Source organism: Bradyrhizobium sp. 2S1 (assembly GCF_011516625.5).
In the GTDB taxonomy this organism is placed as follows: domain Bacteria; phylum Pseudomonadota; class Alphaproteobacteria; order Rhizobiales; family Xanthobacteraceae; genus Bradyrhizobium; species Bradyrhizobium septentrionale.
Genome location: NZ_CP147717.1, coordinates 9,594,063 through 9,609,655, shown reverse-complemented (window position 1 = coordinate 9,609,655; position 15,593 = coordinate 9,594,063). Strand labels below are relative to the sequence as shown.

Below are 15,593 nucleotides of genomic sequence, written 5' to 3'. Positions count from 1 at the left end.
AACTCCTCGAACAGATCGACAACGGGGTCCGATTGAAATTCGATCGGGAGCGTCGTGACCACGACTTCCTTTCGCTTGGCAGCTGAACCGTCAAATGCCGGCGATGTGTCGGCTCAAGTCCAGGCACATACGATCAGCGCTCCTGGCCTTCATCTTCGAAAGTGAGTACAGATGAACTTCGTCTCAATGTATCGCGCGCGTCAACAAACGGATAGCGTGGACGCGCAAGATGCCTCTCCGGCCGACTCGTCGGCAGAGGCGGCGGCCTTTCAGCGGGCAGGCAGGAAGCAGCGTTCGTCATAATGAGCGTTGAACAGCGAGAGCTGCTGATGGCCGTGGACGACATCGCAGGTATCATCGATGTCGAGCGTGACGGATGCCGGCTCGCGCGGGTAGCTATCCATCCATGCGTCGACCAAAGTGTAGGTCAGTCGGATCACGTCGCGCAGGCGCGGAGCATTCTCCAGCCGCGACAGCGTCGGTTGGGAACACAGATCGCGACCCGTGTCCGGCAGCCGTCCGCAGGCCAGCTTGAATGCGGGATCGGACCGCAGATGATCGAGGTCGTCGGCGTCCTCGTAGCCGCAGCAGATCGCGAACATGCGCGCGCGGAACATATCGACAAGGCTGTGCACGACCCGCGTCGGATCGCGCCGATCCGGGAACACCCGGGCCAAATTGTCGGCCAAGCCGAGACGCCGCTCGGCCATCGCCAGAAGCATCACGCCCCCGTTCGAGGTCAGCCGACCGCCATCGAAGGCAGCTGTGACTTTCTTGGCGTGAACGGCTGGAAACGAGAAGGGCAGAATCGTATCATCGGTCATGGCGGGCGTGGTGTTCGCGGCTGAAGGTGATGGGGTGGCTTTACAACCGAATCCTACGCCGCATCAGCGCTTTACACCACGCTCGCCAGCCTCTCAGGCGCCCTCTGACGAATAAGGCGGGCTAGGAGCCCGTCCAGATATGTTTTCGTGACGGGCATTTGTTGTAGAGTAGCAGGCTCAGGCTGCGTTTGCGAGGTTGAACAGCTTGAGGAGGTTATGGACGGTGCAGATCATTGTCCACTCGGCGCGCACTTTCTCGATGCCCCGCAACAGGAACTGGCGGAAGCCTCTTGCCTGTTTGATCTGTCCGAACACCGGCTCCACCACTTGCTTTCGCAATCGGTAGGGTGTTTCGAAGCCGCCATCGTCGATCTTCTTTCGCATGGCCTGTGTCAGCGGGCCGCCGACTTTTCCGTTCGCTACTGTCGGGTGCTTGGCGCGTCCGGGCGCGACATAGCCATCGATGCTGCGTGTGTCGAGCGCTTCGAGATTGGCTTCGCTGCAGTAGCCGGAATCCGCTGAGGCCTGCCGCGGCTTGCGGCCAAGATTGCTCTCGATGGCCTCGATCAGGGGCACCAACTGGCCCTGATCGCTGCCGTGCTGGGTCAGTTCTTGCGCGACAATGATCTGGGCATGTGCATCGACGGCCGCCTGGGCATTATAGGCCTGAACGAAGCCATCCTTCGACTTCATGATGCGGCTTTCCGGATCGGTGAAGTTGCGTTGCGCCTTGGGATTGGGTTCCTCCGATGGCAGCGCCGCCGGTTTGCCCGGCTTCTTGCGGCCTTCGGCCTGGCGCTGCTGTTCCTTTTCGGCCTCGATGCGGCGCTCTTCCTCCGCCGCCAGTTTGGCGTCCGCTTCCAGCGCCGCCATCGCTTGCTGGATCTTCGCCAGCCGTTTCTGCTTGTCGACGGTCCAGTCCGGCAGTTCGTCGCTGTTGCCGAAAGTCTCATCCTCCGAGGCATCCGCCGCCTCGGCGGCCGCCAGCATGCGAGCGACCTCGGCCTTCAATTCCGCCTCGCGCTTCTTCATGCGCTCATAACTCATCGCCTTGTGTTTCGACGCGTTCGCCTTGATCTTCGTACCATCCAGCGCGACATGACCGAGCTTGACCAGCCCGGCCGTCTCGCGCAACTTCAGAACCTGCACGAATAGCGCGCCGAGCGCCTTCAAATGTCGCTTGCGAAAGTCGCTGATCGTCCGAAAATCCGGCGCATCCAGCGCCACGATCATCACAAAATCGTTCCGCTCCCGGCAGGCCTTGGCAATCCGACGCGACGAATACAGCCCACTCGCATAGCTATGCAGCAGCAGCGCCACCATCATCCGCGGATCAAACGGCGGCTGCCCAAGCCCGCTCACATAGCTGCCCATGATCTCCCTGAGATCGAGGCTCTCCCGCACCAGATCAACCATAAACCGCGAGACATGGCCTTTCGGCACGAAGTCCTGCACATTCGGCGGCAGAAGCAGCGTCTGATCGATGTTCCAAGGCCGAAAATACTTGCTCATCGCCCAATGTTGAATCAGACCCGACCAGATTTGAACAGCGACTATCCAGACAAGCTCCTAGTCTAGGAGCCCGTCCAGATATGTTTTCGTGACGGGCATTTGTTGTAGAGTAGCAGGCTCAGGCTGCGTTTGCGAGGTTGAACAGCTTGAGGAGGTTATGGACGGTGCAGATCATTGTCCACTCGGCGCGCACTTTCTCGATGCCCCGCAACAGGAACTGGCGGAAGCCTCTTGCCTGTTTGATCTGCCCGAACACCGGCTCCACCACTTGCTTTCGCAATCGGTAGGGTGTTTCGAAGCCGCCATCGTCGATCTTCTTTCGCATGGCCTGTGTCAGCGGGCCGCCGACTTTTCCGTTCGCTACTGTCGGGTGCTTGGCGCGTCCGGGCGCGACATAGCCATCGATGCTGCGTGTGTCGAGCGCTTCGAGATTGGCTTCGCTGCAGTAGCCGGAATCCGCTGAGGCCTGCCGCGGCTTGCGGCCAAGATTGCTCTCGATGGCCTCGATCAGGGGCACCAACTGGCCCTGATCGCTGCCGTGCTGGGTCAGTTCTTGCGCGACAATGATCTGGGCATGTGCATCGACGGCCGCCTGGGCATTATAGGCCTGAACGAAGCCATCCTTCGACTTCATGATGCGGCTTTCCGGATCGGTGAAGTTGCGTTGCGCCTTGGGATTGGGTTCCTCCGATGGCAGCGCCGCCGGTTTGCCCGGCTTCTTGCGGCCTTCGGCCTGGCGCTGCTGTTCCTTTTCGGCCTCGATGCGGCGCTCTTCCTCCGCCGCCAGTTTGGCGTCCGCTTCCAGCGCCGCCATCGCTTGCTGGATCTTCGCCAGCCGTTTCTGCTTGTCGACGGTCCAGTCCGGCAGTTCGTCGCTGTTGCCGAAAGTCTCATCCTCCGAGGCATCCGCCGCCTCGGCGGCCGCCAGCATGCGAGCGACCTCGGCCTTCAATTCCGCCTCGCGCTTCTTCATGCGCTCATAACTCATCGCCTTGTGTTTCGACGCGTTCGCCTTGATCTTCGTACCATCCAGCGCGACATGACCGAGCTTGACCAGCCCGGCCGTCTCGCACAACTTCAGAACCTGCACGAATAGCGCGCCGAGCGCCTTCAAATGTCGCTTGCGAAAGTCGCAGATCGTCCGAAAATCCGGCGCATCCAGCGCCACGATCATCACAAAATCGTTCCGCTCCCGGCAGGCCTTGGCAATCCGACGCGACGAATACAGCCCACTCGCATAGCTATGCAGCAGCAGCGCCACCATCATCCGCGGATCAAACGGCGGCTGCCCAAGCCCGCTCACATAGCTGCCCATGATCTCCCTGAGATCGAGGCTCTCCCGCACCAGATCAACCATAAACCGCGAGACATGGCCTTTCGGCACGAAGTCCTGCACATTCGGCGGCAGAAGCAGCGTCTGATCGATGTTCCAAGGCCGAAAATACTTGCTCATCGCCCAATGTTGAATCAGACCCGACCAGATTTGAACAGCGACTATCCAGACAAGCTCCTAGTCCTACTGCGTCACAAACGATGATCTGTCTAGTGGTCGAACTTGATCGCACAACAAGGACATCTCGACAGCGTTCGGACGAGCCCATGTTCGAGGCGCCGTCGCATCGTCGCGATCGAATTTGGAATGTGACGTTGGGTCCGCAGCGGCAAATCCGCGGGGTCTGTAATCTGCGGGAATGCGATCGAGCAGGATCGGCCGGGCGTGCCGAGTGCCTGAGGGGGGAATCGTCTCCCGCTCGGAGATCAGGAATCCGTAGGCTGCGATGCACATTGTTGCGTGATGATGAAAGCCGCGCCAGCCGCGTCCCTCGAAGTGGCCGAGCCCGACCTCCTGCTTGAGTTCCTGATAGTCGCGTTCGATGCGCCAGCGCAATTTAGCCGTCTCAACGAGAGTCCGGAATGCCACATCCGGCAATGTCGAGAGCCAGTATTTGGTAGGCTGGTCCTCGCCTTTTGGCCATTCGATCAGCAACCATTCCTCCAATCGCCGGGTGGTTTGCCAATAATCACGATGCGCGGCACGGACCCGCACGCGGGCAAAGCGCGAGGTCAGCTTTTCGTTCGTTCCTTGCCGCCACGTGATGGTGCGCCAAGCTTTGGCCGGCAGGCCGATCGCGAGCGCCTTGACGGCGGCCGGCTGATGCTGACGGTTGCGGCGCATCAGTTTCGGTGGACGGCCGCGGCCCGACCATGGCTTCGGCGGCAAGGGACCGGTACCGGGCGCCCATACCGTTGTGCTCGACAGAAGACCCGCCACATAGGTCAATCCCAGCGCCGTGATCTCCGTGCGCAGGTCGCTGTTATTGCCATAGCCCGCGTCCATCAGTACGACACCGCGTGGAAGGCCGCTCGCGCAGGCCCACCGCAACTGCTCCAGCGCGATCTCCGGCTTGGTCCGGAAGCCAACTTCGGCAGGAATGCCCACCTTGCGCCGCCGATCGCAGTCCTCAGTCCATTCCTTCGGAAGATAAAGGCGATAAGCGACAGGCAGGCTGGCGTGGTGGTTGGCAATCGACAGTGACACCGCCACCTGACAATTATCCTGCTTGCCGAGCTGCCCGCAATATTGCCGTGCAACTCCAACTGAATGTCGGCCCTGCTTGGGAAATCCGGTATCGTCGATGATCCAGGCTTCGATGGGGCCCTGGCGTTCAATCGCCGGCAGGACCATCTCACGTACCTTGCCCAGCACCTTCTCATCCGACCAGGCGCCGCTGCCGACGAAATGCAGCAGCGATTGATGCTGGGCGGCCGTCCGTTCCGGAGCTGTCACCGCCGCCATCGACTCCACGCTCTTGCGACCGCCACAGGCCATCAGGCCGACGCAATAGTCGCGCAGCGGCGCCTTCCGATCAGCATGACCGATGACACTGGCAAGCCCTTCCAAATACGTCGCAAATCGCTTCTCGCTCGTCTTGGTGCCACGCCCGCTCATGTCGGCCTCTCGACTGATGGTCCGTGCTTCATCCATCGCTGATTCTGGCCGGCGGTTTTGTGACTCAGTCAGACTAGGGGCCGGCTCAATAACATTGTCGGCCAGCTTGATCCCGCCCGCCGCAACGTCGTGGAATTTCGGCACGCCAGCTGGTGGAATGAAGAGGTTTACCGCGCCTTCCGAGAGGCAGGCATCATCTTCTGCTCTTGCAGTGGGCCGAGACTACCGGACGTACTTATCCGGACCGCGGATGAAGTATATGTCAGGTTGCATGGTCCCAAGCGCTGGTATCGGCACGACTATCCAAAGGAAGAGCTGACGGTGTGGGCCGACAGGATTAAGGCCAGCCGAGCCAAACGAGCCTGGGTCTATTTCAATAACGATAATGACGCCTATGCGCCGAAAAACGCCAGCGCACTGCGGCGCATGTTGCGAAGCTTTGGGCCGCCAACCTCCGCGGCCTAACGCGTCTTTAGATGCTCACGCACCACATTTGCCCCAGTCCGGCCAGTTTCTTGCAACCGCTCGAGAGTTTCGGTGCCGATGTCGTCAGCTTCAGCCTTGAGCGTCTCGGAGGCTTCGCGCACGCTTTGAGCTACCGCTTCCGCCCGAGCATTCAGGTCCTCTTTGACGCTGTCGCTGAGCTCTCCGGCCCAATTGTTTTCGAATTCTGACCCACTGAACGCGCCGGCAACCGCCGCTCCAACCGTCAAACCTATTGCGCCGATCAGAAGCGGTTGTCTCTCGAGCAGCGCCGAGAAGGACGATTGGACCTGTGCGATCGTCTCCTTTCGCGGCAGCGCATCGCCGAGCTTGCCCAAGTTTTCCTGTGCATAGGTAACGCCTTCATCCAACCCCTGCTTGACTGCATCCGCGGCGCTCGACATGGTAGCCGACGCCGTGCTTTTCGCATCGCGCACGGTGTCGCCCAAGTGTTGTGATAATCCGGCTTCCGTTTCCGGAGCGGTCGGCGGACTGCTCGTGAATTTCGGCGCGCTCGGCCGCAGATTGGCTCCAATATCGGCGAGCGGTGCTGTTGCCCCACTCACCGATTTTGCCGCGTTCTTCAGCGTCTCGTTACCCAACAAGAGCCATACCGCACCTCCGCCGATCAGCGCGGCGGCAAGCGGATTTTCCCGAACCGCGTCCCTCAGATTGTCCAGAAAACCTGATTGTGTGCCGCTCATCTCACCATTTCCTTCACACTAATCTTGTCCTTCTCTAGCTGACGCATCGTTTCGCGAGGCGCCAAATTGCGGGCGTCCAGGCGGTTCATGCCGACGGCGAACAACACGCCGGCAACCGCTCCCGCAACGATCGCTGAGACAAGGTATGAACTCGGCTGCGACCAGCCGGCCGCGATCAAGGCTGCTGACAGCGAAAAAAGCGCCATGACGAGCGCGGGAATGACTAGAACGGCGCCCGCGGCGAAGAAGCCTGCAGCGCTGCCGATCTGCTGCACCTTCTCGCCCGCTTCGGCCTTGGCGAGATCAATCTCATTCTGGAAGAGCTTGGCGAACTGCGAGAGCGCCTCGCCGAGGAGGGTCGAAATCGCCTGAAGATCCGATTGAGTGTTCATGATGCATCCTCGCCGCCCGAGGATGTCTGGCTTCCTGACGCCTTGAAGAAGCGTATTGCGGCGAAGCCAGCGAGCACCGACAATCCGAGAAAGGCAGCCGGCTGCCGTTTCGCGAAGTCGGACGCCCCGTCCACGAGATCACGAAAAGTTCCATTGCGGATCTTCTCGGCAGCGTCTTCGACGTAGTCAGCGGCGGAATTGATGCCGCGCGCGGCAAATGGTGCGTCGCTTTCGAAAGCATGGCCGGCTTGCCGAATGTTTCCGGCGAGCCGGGTTACGAAATCTGCCCCGGAGCGCTGCTGCTCCTCGGCCTTGTCCTGGAAGCGATCTGCGGCTCCCTCCGCCACGTCCCGTGCCGCGTCGGCCGCCTCCTTGAACTTGTCACGCGCGGCCTCGGTTGAGGCCCGCAGCGCATCGCCCGCGCGTTGTTTGACGTCGGCGCCTGCTTCGGCGATTTGGTCCTTCAGAGTGTTAGAGGCGGTCGGGTCCTGCGCCTGAGAAGACGCGGCTTGTCGAATATGGGTATCAAATTCGCTCATGACGATTTCTCTTCGGTTCGAGAGGGATTGAATGCCGCCGTCACCATGTCGTCGGCTGCTTCCTTCAGTCTTTCGGACATATCCCGGGTCATCCGGCTGGCGTGTTTGCCAAGATCCGCATCCGATACGCTCTTCGCAGCCGCATCGGCGGCCGACAGTACCGCGTCCTTGGCCGTCACGAATCCCGACTGAGCTGCCTTGCCTGCCGCACGTTTGGCGCCATCGCTCGCCTCGCCGAGTGCGGAAGCTTCAGCCCTTGTGTTGGGAAGGGAGGCCGCAATAATCGCTCCGATCGCGACCCCCACACCGGCGATCAAGGTGGCGTTGTCGTGGAAGACCTGACGCACGGTTTCCGGCGCGGGGGTCGCCTTTTCGCGCGCGGTCGACCGGGCTCGATCGATGCTATCTTTTGCCGTGTCCGAGGCGGTATCGATGCCTGCTTTCACCCGATCGACGGTCTCGGATACCCGGTCTTTCAGGTCGCCGGCGAGCCCGGTCGCGGCGGCTTGGGCTTCGCTCGCCAGGTCGGCGGCCTTTCGCCCCATTGCGGATATCCCATCCGCCGTACCTTTCCCGAAGGATTGAGCGCGTTCGGCGGCATCACCTCCTAATTCCTTGGCCTTTTCGATCGTTGGCGCCGCCGCCTCAATGGCGCGGTTGCGAACGGTCTTCGACGTCAAGGCAAGGCCGGCACCGATCATCAGTAGGGGGAGTGGAAAACCCCGGGCCAGCCGCAGGACGGGCACCGCAACCGCAGTCCCCGCAGCGATGGTCTGCATCGGGTTTTCCATGGCTTGCTGCTTGAGCGAGTCGAGCCAGCCTTGGGTTTTTCGGCCGACGAACTCGGAGACTTCTGACTTAATCCCCTGCGGAGAAACCTTGTAGCGCAGGCCTTCAGCGGTGTCGGTGATTTGCTCTCTCAACCGATCGACGGTCGTCGCGAGCTGCGCGCGGCTCCGCTCGGACGCGCGCCTCAATTCCTCAACGGATCTTGTCATGGCTGTCACCGATCTATCGTTCTTGTTTAAAAGCGAACTCACGTTTTGTTGAATCGTTCCTGCGAGAGGCGGCGGTTTACTGGAGTGCGCTTATCAGGCTTGGCCGCTCGGCGAAAAGACTTCTCGGAGTGGAGGCACATCCGTCCAGATAAATGGCGATGAGCGATAGAGAGCGCGTTGTGACAAAATGCGCCCAGCCCGAGCTCGCGAAACGCTACCGCGTGAATAGCAGCGTGACGATTGCCGGCCACGCCGGTTTTGAGGGCTGCCAGCAAAATGCAAGGGCGGCGACGGGGCCCAGGACGGCATGGGTTTGGATCATGGCGTTGATCTCGGCATGCATTCGATCCAGCGAGTATTACCTGCGCTAAAGAAATTCTCTTCGAGGGCAGTGATAGACGAACGGCGCCGCTCTCTGGGAATTTCACCCTTCCAGCTTGTTGTACGGGTCAATCCACTTGTGCCATCCGGCAAACGCCGACTTATGGCGAGAGCCGCTGTTGTGCTGCGATCTTGGCGAACAGTTCTTCCTTGGTCTTATTGGTCGCTAGGAGCTTGTCTGGATAGTCGCTGTTCAAATCTGGTCGGGTCTGATTCAACATTGGGCGATGAGCAAGTATTTTCGGCCTTGGAACATCGATCAGACGCTGCTTCTGCCGCCGAATGTGCAGGACTTCGTGCCGAAAGGCCATGTCTCGCGGTTTATGGTTGATCTGGTGCGGGAGAGCCTCGATCTCAGGGAGATCATGGGCAGCTATGTGAGCGGGCTTGGGCAGCCGCCGTTTGATCCGCGGATGATGGTGGCGCTGCTGCTGCATAGCTATGCGAGTGGGCTGTATTCGTCGCGTCGGATTGCCAAGGCCTGCCGGGAGCGGAACGATTTTGTGATGATCGTGGCGCTGGATGCGCCGGATTTTCGGACGATCTGCGACTTTCGCAAGCGACATTTGAAGGCGCTCGGCGCGCTATTCGTGCAGGTTCTGAAGTTGTGCGAGACGGCCGGGCTGGTCAAGCTCGGTCATGTCGCGCTGGATGGTACGAAGATCAAGGCGAACGCGTCGAAACACAAGGCGATGAGTTATGAGCGCATGAAGAAGCGCGAGGCGGAATTGAAGGCCGAGGTCGCTCGCATGCTGGCGGCCGCCGAGGCGGCGGATGCCTCGGAGGATGAGACTTTCGGCAACAGCGACGAACTGCCGGACTGGACCGTCGACAAGCAGAAACGGCTGGCGAAGATCCAGCAAGCGATGGCGGCGCTGGAAGCGGACGCCAAACTGGCGGCGGAGGAAGAGCGCCGCATCGAGGCCGAAAAGGAACAGCAGCGCCAGGCCGAAGGCCGCAAGAAGCCGGGCAAACCGGCGGCGCTGCCATCGGAGGAACCCAATCCCAAGGCGCAACGCAACTTCACCGATCCGGAAAGCCGCATCATGAAGTCGAAGGATGGCTTCGTTCAGGCCTATAATGCCCAGGCGGCCGTCGATGCACATGCCCAGATCATTGTCGCGCAAGAACTGACCCAGCACGGCAGCGATCAGGGCCAGTTGGTGCCCCTGATCGAGGCCATCGAGAGCAATCTTGGCCGCAAGCCGCGGCAGGCCTCAGCGGATTCCGGCTACTGCAGCGAAGCCAATCTCGAAGCGCTCGACACACGCAGCATCGATGGCTATGTCGCGCCCGGACGCGCCAAGCACCCGACAGTAGCGAACGGAAAAGTCGGCGGCCCGCTGACACAGGCCATGCGAAAGAAGATCGACGATGGCGGCTTCGAAACACCCTACCGATTGCGAAAGCAAGTGGTGGAGCCGGTGTTCGGGCAGATCAAACAGGCAAGAGGCTTCCGCCAGTTCCTGTTGCGGGGCATCGAGAAAGTGCGCGCCGAGTGGACAATGATCTGCACCGTCCATAACCTCCTCAAGCTGTTCAACCTCGCAAACGCAGCCTGAGCCTGCTACTCTACAACAAATGCCCGTCACGAAAACATATCTGGACGGGCTCCTAGATGCGTTGATCATTCCTAAGCGCACACCAATTGTTGTTACCCGAGTCGTTACCCCAATGGTAAACGTCGAATGACTCAATCTGGGATTATCGAGATTTATTCTGCATTATCAATGATGAGCGCGGAGGGACTCGAGCCCTCGACCCCATGATTAAAAGTCACGAGCGCACCATCCTCAGCGTCTGCGTTGGCGTCAAAATGCGAAAAACTCAGCAAGAGGAAATGTTTTCCCGAACTTGCCCAATAGCGGACTGTGGTGTCGGCGAGAGTGATCCCGAACCCTGTGTGGCAGGTGCAGCAGCATGACGTTACGGTTAGGTCCAGCGAGGGATCTGTCAATGAAAAAGGATCAGGCTGCTTTGCGACGAGCATTGATTTCAAAGAAATTGCCGATGATGCGACTAACATGGGTACCCCACGTTTCTAGAGCTTCTCTGCGTTCGGCGAGGAAATCGTGGCGTTGATAGACGGCTGCAACACCAGAGATCGTGCCTGCTTGGTGATTCAGAATCTTGTCGGCGACGTGTGGGGCTATGCCTAGCCTTGCCATACCAGAGACGCAGGTTCGTCGCAGATCATGCAGCCGCCATTCGGTGACGCCGGAAATCTCATCTATTTCTCGCTTGGCGGAACTGAAGTCCTGAAATGAGATATCTCCCGACCGCGAGAAGACAAACTTACCTGCCTTTTTAGCTCTGGTTAAAACGGCTATGACGGGGTCGGATAGATGCACTTCATGCGGTTTTGCATTTTTCGTGCGGTCAGAAGAAAGCTTCCAGGTTCGCATCTTCAGATCGATCTCATCCCAGGTGCAACGCGCCACCTCCTCTCGGCGCTGGCCGGTCAAGGCCAAGACCTCGACGATGTCGCCATAGGGACCGCCAATCTGTCTTGCTGCGAGGATGACTTGGGCGAGTTCGCCATCGCTCAACACCCGATCCCGCGTCACCTGTTTTGCCGGAAGCGGCACACCGTCGGCGGGTGACCGGTCCAGCACGGCGCGGCCCACACACCAGCGAAAGAAGGTTTTGATCGCCTTTAGTGCCTTGTTGGCGGCGACCGGAGCCCCGCGTTGCTCAATCGTATTAACGACATCAATCACATCACGCTTGCTGATCTCATGAATGCTCCGGCTACCCCATGCCGACCCGGCCTCTCGGCGGAGCATTCGTGAGATCTCCCGCGCAGACCGATTTTGGGAAATGTGCTGGGCAATGAAAGCCTCAAGCAGATCATCAACGCGGTCTGCAACCATCCTTCGGCGGGAGTCCTTCTTCTCCGCGGCGAGGTCGCGACCGTCCAGTTTTGCAGCAAATACCTTCTGGGCGGTCACGCGAGCCTGATTGAGGGTGATCCGGCCGTATGGTCCGATGGTATATTTGCGCAGGCGCGACCCCGCTCCCGCCGTTCGATACAACACGACGAAAACCTTGCGCCCTTTCGGAGTAATCTTGACGCCAAAACCGGGACGCCCGGTGTCCCAATGAACGGTGTCCTTCGATGGAGTGGGCAGAGCGTCAATGACACTCTTGGTCAGCTTCACACGCGGCATTTGATCCCTCGACCGACGATGCTACCTCGAACCAAAATAGGTAGCACCGCATGGGTTACGTTAGGATCAAGCGTGACCGTCCGTCTCGGTTGACGCAAGCAATATCAACGCTGTATCCACCTCCAGGAAACAACTTCCATCCCCAGCAATCTCCTCCCCGAGAACACAAGGGGAGAAGGGAAGGGGGACCGCCGCCGCTATCGCAACGCCGCCAGCAGTTCGTCGGGCTGCTCGACCATCATCATGTGGCCGGCGCCCGCCAGCACCACGGTCCGCGCGTTCGGCGTCGCGGCGGCCAGCGCCTTGCCGGCCTTGGCGGGGGTCATCATGTCGCGCTCGCCGAGGATGAAGGTCGCGGGCACCTTGACCGCGGCCGCGGCGGTCAGCGCGTTCTGGTAGGCGTTGCAGGCGTTGAGGTCGTTGTACAGCACGCCCGGCTTCGCCTCCTGCAGCACCCGCTGCGCGCCCTGGTGCATCCACATCCCCGGCGCGAGGCTGCCGCCGAGCTCGGCCTTGAAGCCGAGGCCCCAGATCGAGACCATGTCGATCGCGTCAGCATCATTGGCCTCGGCGGCCTTCAGCAGGTCGGGGCCGACCGTCATGGTCGCGGCGGTGCCGATCAGCGCGAGACCGGAGACCCTGTCGGGATGCCGCGCCGAGGTCTCGATCGCGATCAGCGACCCCATCGAATGGCCGATCAGCCGGGCCTTCGCTGCGCCGGCCGCGGCAATCAGCGCCGCGATCCAGTCGGCCATCTCGGCGATTGTCTTTAGCGGCTTGCCGGAGGAGCGGCCATGCCCGGGCAGGTCGGGCGCCAGCACGGAATAGCCGTGATGGGCGAACCAGCGGCTGTGCAGCGCCCAGGTCGAGGAATCGAAGCCGGCGCCGTGGATCATCACCACGGCCGGCAGCGATGCATCGAACGGCTTGCCGCCGGTCGCAACAAAGGTGTCGATGCCGTTGACGGAAAGCTGCATGGCTCAGGTCCTTTGCGAGGTGCGCAGCGCCTGGCCGAGATCGTCGATGATGTCCTGCGCGGTCTCGATGCCGACCGAGAGCCGCACCAGCTCCTCGCCGATCCCGGCGGCCTTGAGCTGCTCGGCATCCATCTGCTGATGCGTGGTGCTTGCAGGGTGGATCACCAGCGTCTTGGCGTCGCCGACATTGGCGAGATGGCTGATCAGCTTCAGGGATTCGATGAACTTCTTGCCGGCGGCGCGACCGCCCTTGATGCCGAAGCTGATGATCGAGCCGGCGCCGCGCGGCAACAGCTTCTTCGCCAGCGCGTAGTCCGGATGCGTCTCCAGCGACGGATGCAGCACCCAGTCGACCGCCTTGTTGGCGGCGAGGGCGTCCAGTACCGCATGGGTGTTGCTGACGTGGCGGTCCATGCGGACGCCGAGCGTCTCGATGCCCTGCAACAGCTGGAACGCATTGGTCGGCGACAGGCAGGCGCCGAAATCGCGCAGGCCCTCGGTGCGGGCGCGCATGATGAAGGCGGCCTTGCCGAACTGCTCGTCGAAGACGATGCCGTGATAGCCGGCATAGGGCTCGGTCAGCTGCGGGAATTTGCCGGAGGCGCGCCAGTCGAACCGGCCGCCATCGACAATGACGCCGCCGATGGCAATGCCGTGGCCGCCCATCCATTTGGTCGCCGAATTCATCGTGATGTCGGCGCCGAGCTCGATCGGCTGGCTCAGATAAGGCGTCGCGAAGGTGTTGTCGATCAAGAGCGGAATCTTCGCATCGTGCGCGATCTGGGCGACCGCCGGGATATCGAGCACCTCGAGGCCGGGATTGCCGATGGTTTCGCCGATCACGAGCCGCGTGTTCGGCTTGATCGCGGCGCGGAATTCGTCGAGCGCGCGCGGCTTCACGAACGTGGTGGTGATGCCGAAGCGCGGCAGCGTATGTGCCAAAATGTTGATGGTGCCGCCATAAAGCGAGGCGGAGGCGACGATATGGTCGCCGGCATTGAGCAGGGTTGCGATCGCCAGATGCATCGCGGCCATGCCGCTGGCGGTGCAGATCGCGCCGACGCCGCATTCGAGCGCAGCGATGCGCTCCTCCAGAACCGCGGTGGTCGGGTTCGAGATCCGCGTATAGATGTGGCCGGCGCGTTCCAGGTTGAACAGTGCTGCGGCGTGGTCGGCGTCCTGGAACACGTAGGACGTGGTCTGGTAGATCGGAACCGCGCGCGCGCCGGTCGCGGGATCGGGGCGCTGGCCGGCGTGCAGGCTCAGGGTTTCGAAGGCAGGCGGCTTGGGTGCGGGCATGCGAAACTCGTCAGGTCAGTCGATCGGAGTGATCGGTGCGTTGATTTAGACGTGAACTGCGGTGCGAACACGGCCGACATTGCCGAACACGCGCAAATAGCGCTCGACCTCGGACGGGATGCCGGTCGCCTTCTCCGGATTGTCGGAGAGCTTGACGGCCGGCCGCCCGTCGACCGACGTCACCTTGCAGACGATCGAGATCGGGTCGAGCGCCGCGGTACCGTCGGGCGCGCAGCCGACGAAATCGTTGGTGAGGTTGGTGCCCCAGCCGAAGCTGACGCGCACACGGCCCTTGAAGTGGTGGAACGTCTCCTCGATCGAGCCGACATCCATCGCGTCGGAGAACACCAACAGCTTCTCCTTCGGATCGCGGCCCTTCTGCTTCCACCACTTGATGATGTCTTCGCCGGCCGTGATCGGCGGCGCGCTGTCGGGACGAAAGCCGGTCCAGTCGGCGACCCAGTCGGGCGCATCGCGCAGGAACGGCTTGGTGCCGAACGCGTCGGGCAGGGCGATCAGCAGGTTGCCGCCATAGGTGTGGCGCCACTGATCGAGGATGCGATAGGGCGCCCAGCGCAGCGCCTCGTCGTCGTCGGCAAGTGCCGCAGCCACCATCGGCAGCTCATGCGCGTTGGTGCCGATCGCCTCGAGGTCGTTATCCATCGCGAGCAGCACGTTCGACGTTCCGGTGAAGGAGGGACCGAGGCCTTCCTTCACCGCCTCGACGCACCAGCGTTGCCACAGAAAACCGTGGCGGCGGCGCGTGCCGAAATCGGACAGCCGCAAGCCATCCAGCTTGCGCAGCCGCTCGACCTTGGCCCACAGCTTGGCCTTGGCGCGGGCGTAGAGCACATCGAGCGCGAAGCGGCCGTAGGTCTTGGTCGCCGCGCGCGAGCGCAGCTCATTGAGGATCGCAAGCGCCGGGATCTCCCACATCGTGGTGTGGGTCCACGGCCCGTGGAAATGCAGCTCATACTGGCCGTCGACCTTGTTCAGCTCATATTCGGGCAGGCGGAAGGTCGAGAGCCAGTTGATGAAGTCGGGCGAGAACATCTGGGTCTTGCCGTAGAACGTGTTGCCGGCGAGCCAGATCAATTCCTTCTTGGCGAAGCGGATGGTGCGGGCGTGGTCGAGCTGGGCGCGCAGCTCGCCCTCGTCGATGACCTCGGCGAGCCGGATATGGGTCGAGCGGTTGATCACCGAAAAGGTCGTGCGGGTGTCCGGATAGCATTCCCGGATCATCTGCAGCATCAACAGCTTGTAGAAATCGGTGTCCAGCAGGCTGCGCACGATCGGGTCGAGCCGCCAGCCATGGTTGTAGGTCCGGGTCGCGATATCTGTCACGGTCATGCGGGAACCTTAGC

At 61.3% G+C, this 15,593-nt stretch carries 12 protein-coding genes and 2 pseudogenes; 2 read left to right on the top strand and 12 right to left on the bottom strand.

Annotated elements, in window-relative coordinates; all coding sequences use genetic code 11:
- Window positions 1-278 precede the first annotated feature (278 nt).
- The 4 genes and pseudogenes from HAP54_RS45815 to HAP54_RS45800 form a co-directional block, all read right to left on the bottom strand.
- Window positions 279-824, bottom strand: a pseudogene (locus tag HAP54_RS45815) (IS1380-like element ISNha3 family transposase); the annotation flags it as partial.
- A 177-nt stretch (window positions 825-1,001) separates the two neighbouring features.
- Complete coding sequence (locus HAP54_RS45810; RefSeq protein WP_166297947.1) at window positions 1,002-2,336, bottom strand: IS1182 family transposase; 1,335 nt, start codon at window positions 2,334-2,336, stop codon at window positions 1,002-1,004.
- Window positions 2,337-2,454: 118 nt separating this feature from the next.
- A complete protein-coding gene (locus HAP54_RS45805; RefSeq protein ID WP_166293900.1) occupies window positions 2,455-3,789 on the bottom strand; it encodes an IS1182 family transposase in 1,335 nt (444 codons plus the stop codon).
- Window positions 3,790-3,852: 63 nt separating this feature from the next.
- Complete coding sequence (locus tag HAP54_RS45800) at window positions 3,853-5,286, bottom strand: IS701 family transposase (protein ID WP_166307123.1); 1,434 nt, start codon at window positions 5,284-5,286, stop codon at window positions 3,853-3,855.
- 90 nt (window positions 5,287-5,376) lie between these two features.
- On the opposite strand from HAP54_RS45800, the pseudogene HAP54_RS45795 reads away from it, so the two are divergent.
- A pseudogene (locus HAP54_RS45795) lies at window positions 5,377-5,751 on the top strand (DUF72 domain-containing protein); the annotation flags it as partial.
- Here HAP54_RS45795 and HAP54_RS45790 read toward each other — a convergent pair.
- Genes HAP54_RS45790 through HAP54_RS45775 form a run of 4 tightly spaced genes read right to left on the bottom strand, consistent with a single transcriptional unit; the run spans window position 5,748 to window position 8,402 of the window.
- Window positions 5,748-6,473: a hypothetical protein gene (locus HAP54_RS45790; RefSeq protein WP_166297946.1), complete on the bottom strand. Its 726-nt coding sequence runs from the start codon at window positions 6,471-6,473 to the stop codon at window positions 5,748-5,750. The pseudogene HAP54_RS45795 and the gene HAP54_RS45790 sit on opposite strands and share 4 nt — an antisense overlap.
- A complete protein-coding gene (locus tag HAP54_RS45785; RefSeq protein ID WP_166297945.1) occupies window positions 6,470-6,865 on the bottom strand; it encodes a phage holin family protein in 396 nt (131 codons plus the stop codon). Before HAP54_RS45785 ends, HAP54_RS45790 begins: the two co-directional genes overlap by 4 nt.
- Window positions 6,862-7,404 carry a hypothetical protein gene (locus tag HAP54_RS45780; protein WP_166297944.1) on the bottom strand — a complete coding sequence of 181 codons (543 nt, stop codon included), beginning with the start codon at window positions 7,402-7,404 and terminating at the stop codon, window positions 6,862-6,864. The genes HAP54_RS45785 and HAP54_RS45780 overlap by 4 nt, the downstream gene beginning before the upstream one ends.
- Window positions 7,401-8,402, bottom strand: coding sequence for a DUF3618 domain-containing protein (locus HAP54_RS45775; RefSeq protein WP_166297943.1), 1,002 nt, complete (start codon window positions 8,400-8,402; stop codon window positions 7,401-7,403). Before HAP54_RS45775 ends, HAP54_RS45780 begins: the two co-directional genes overlap by 4 nt.
- Window positions 8,403-9,010: 608 nt before the next feature.
- Here HAP54_RS45775 and HAP54_RS45770 point away from each other — a divergent pair.
- Window positions 9,011-10,345 carry an IS1182 family transposase gene (locus tag HAP54_RS45770; RefSeq protein WP_166293900.1) on the top strand — a complete coding sequence of 445 codons (1,335 nt, stop codon included), beginning with the start codon at window positions 9,011-9,013 and terminating at the stop codon, window positions 10,343-10,345.
- Window positions 10,346-10,750: 405 nt separating this feature from the next.
- Here HAP54_RS45770 and HAP54_RS45765 read toward each other — a convergent pair whose 3' ends face one another.
- From HAP54_RS45765 to pncB, 4 genes are all read right to left on the bottom strand, one after another.
- On the bottom strand, window positions 10,751-11,953 hold the full coding sequence (locus HAP54_RS45765; protein WP_166297942.1) for a tyrosine-type recombinase/integrase: 1,203 nt from the start codon (window positions 11,951-11,953) through the stop codon (window positions 10,751-10,753).
- A 197-nt stretch (window positions 11,954-12,150) separates the two neighbouring features.
- Window positions 12,151-12,930, bottom strand: coding sequence for an alpha/beta fold hydrolase (locus HAP54_RS45760; protein ID WP_166297941.1), 780 nt, complete (start codon window positions 12,928-12,930; stop codon window positions 12,151-12,153).
- Window positions 12,931-12,933: 3 nt separating this feature from the next.
- On the bottom strand, window positions 12,934-14,229 hold the full coding sequence (locus HAP54_RS45755; RefSeq protein WP_166297940.1) for an O-acetylhomoserine aminocarboxypropyltransferase: 1,296 nt from the start codon (window positions 14,227-14,229) through the stop codon (window positions 12,934-12,936).
- Between the two features lie 45 nt (window positions 14,230-14,274).
- Window positions 14,275-15,579: a nicotinate phosphoribosyltransferase gene (pncB, locus tag HAP54_RS45750; protein ID WP_166297939.1), complete on the bottom strand. Its 1,305-nt coding sequence runs from the start codon at window positions 15,577-15,579 to the stop codon at window positions 14,275-14,277.
- Between the last annotated feature and the right edge of the window lie 14 nt (window positions 15,580-15,593).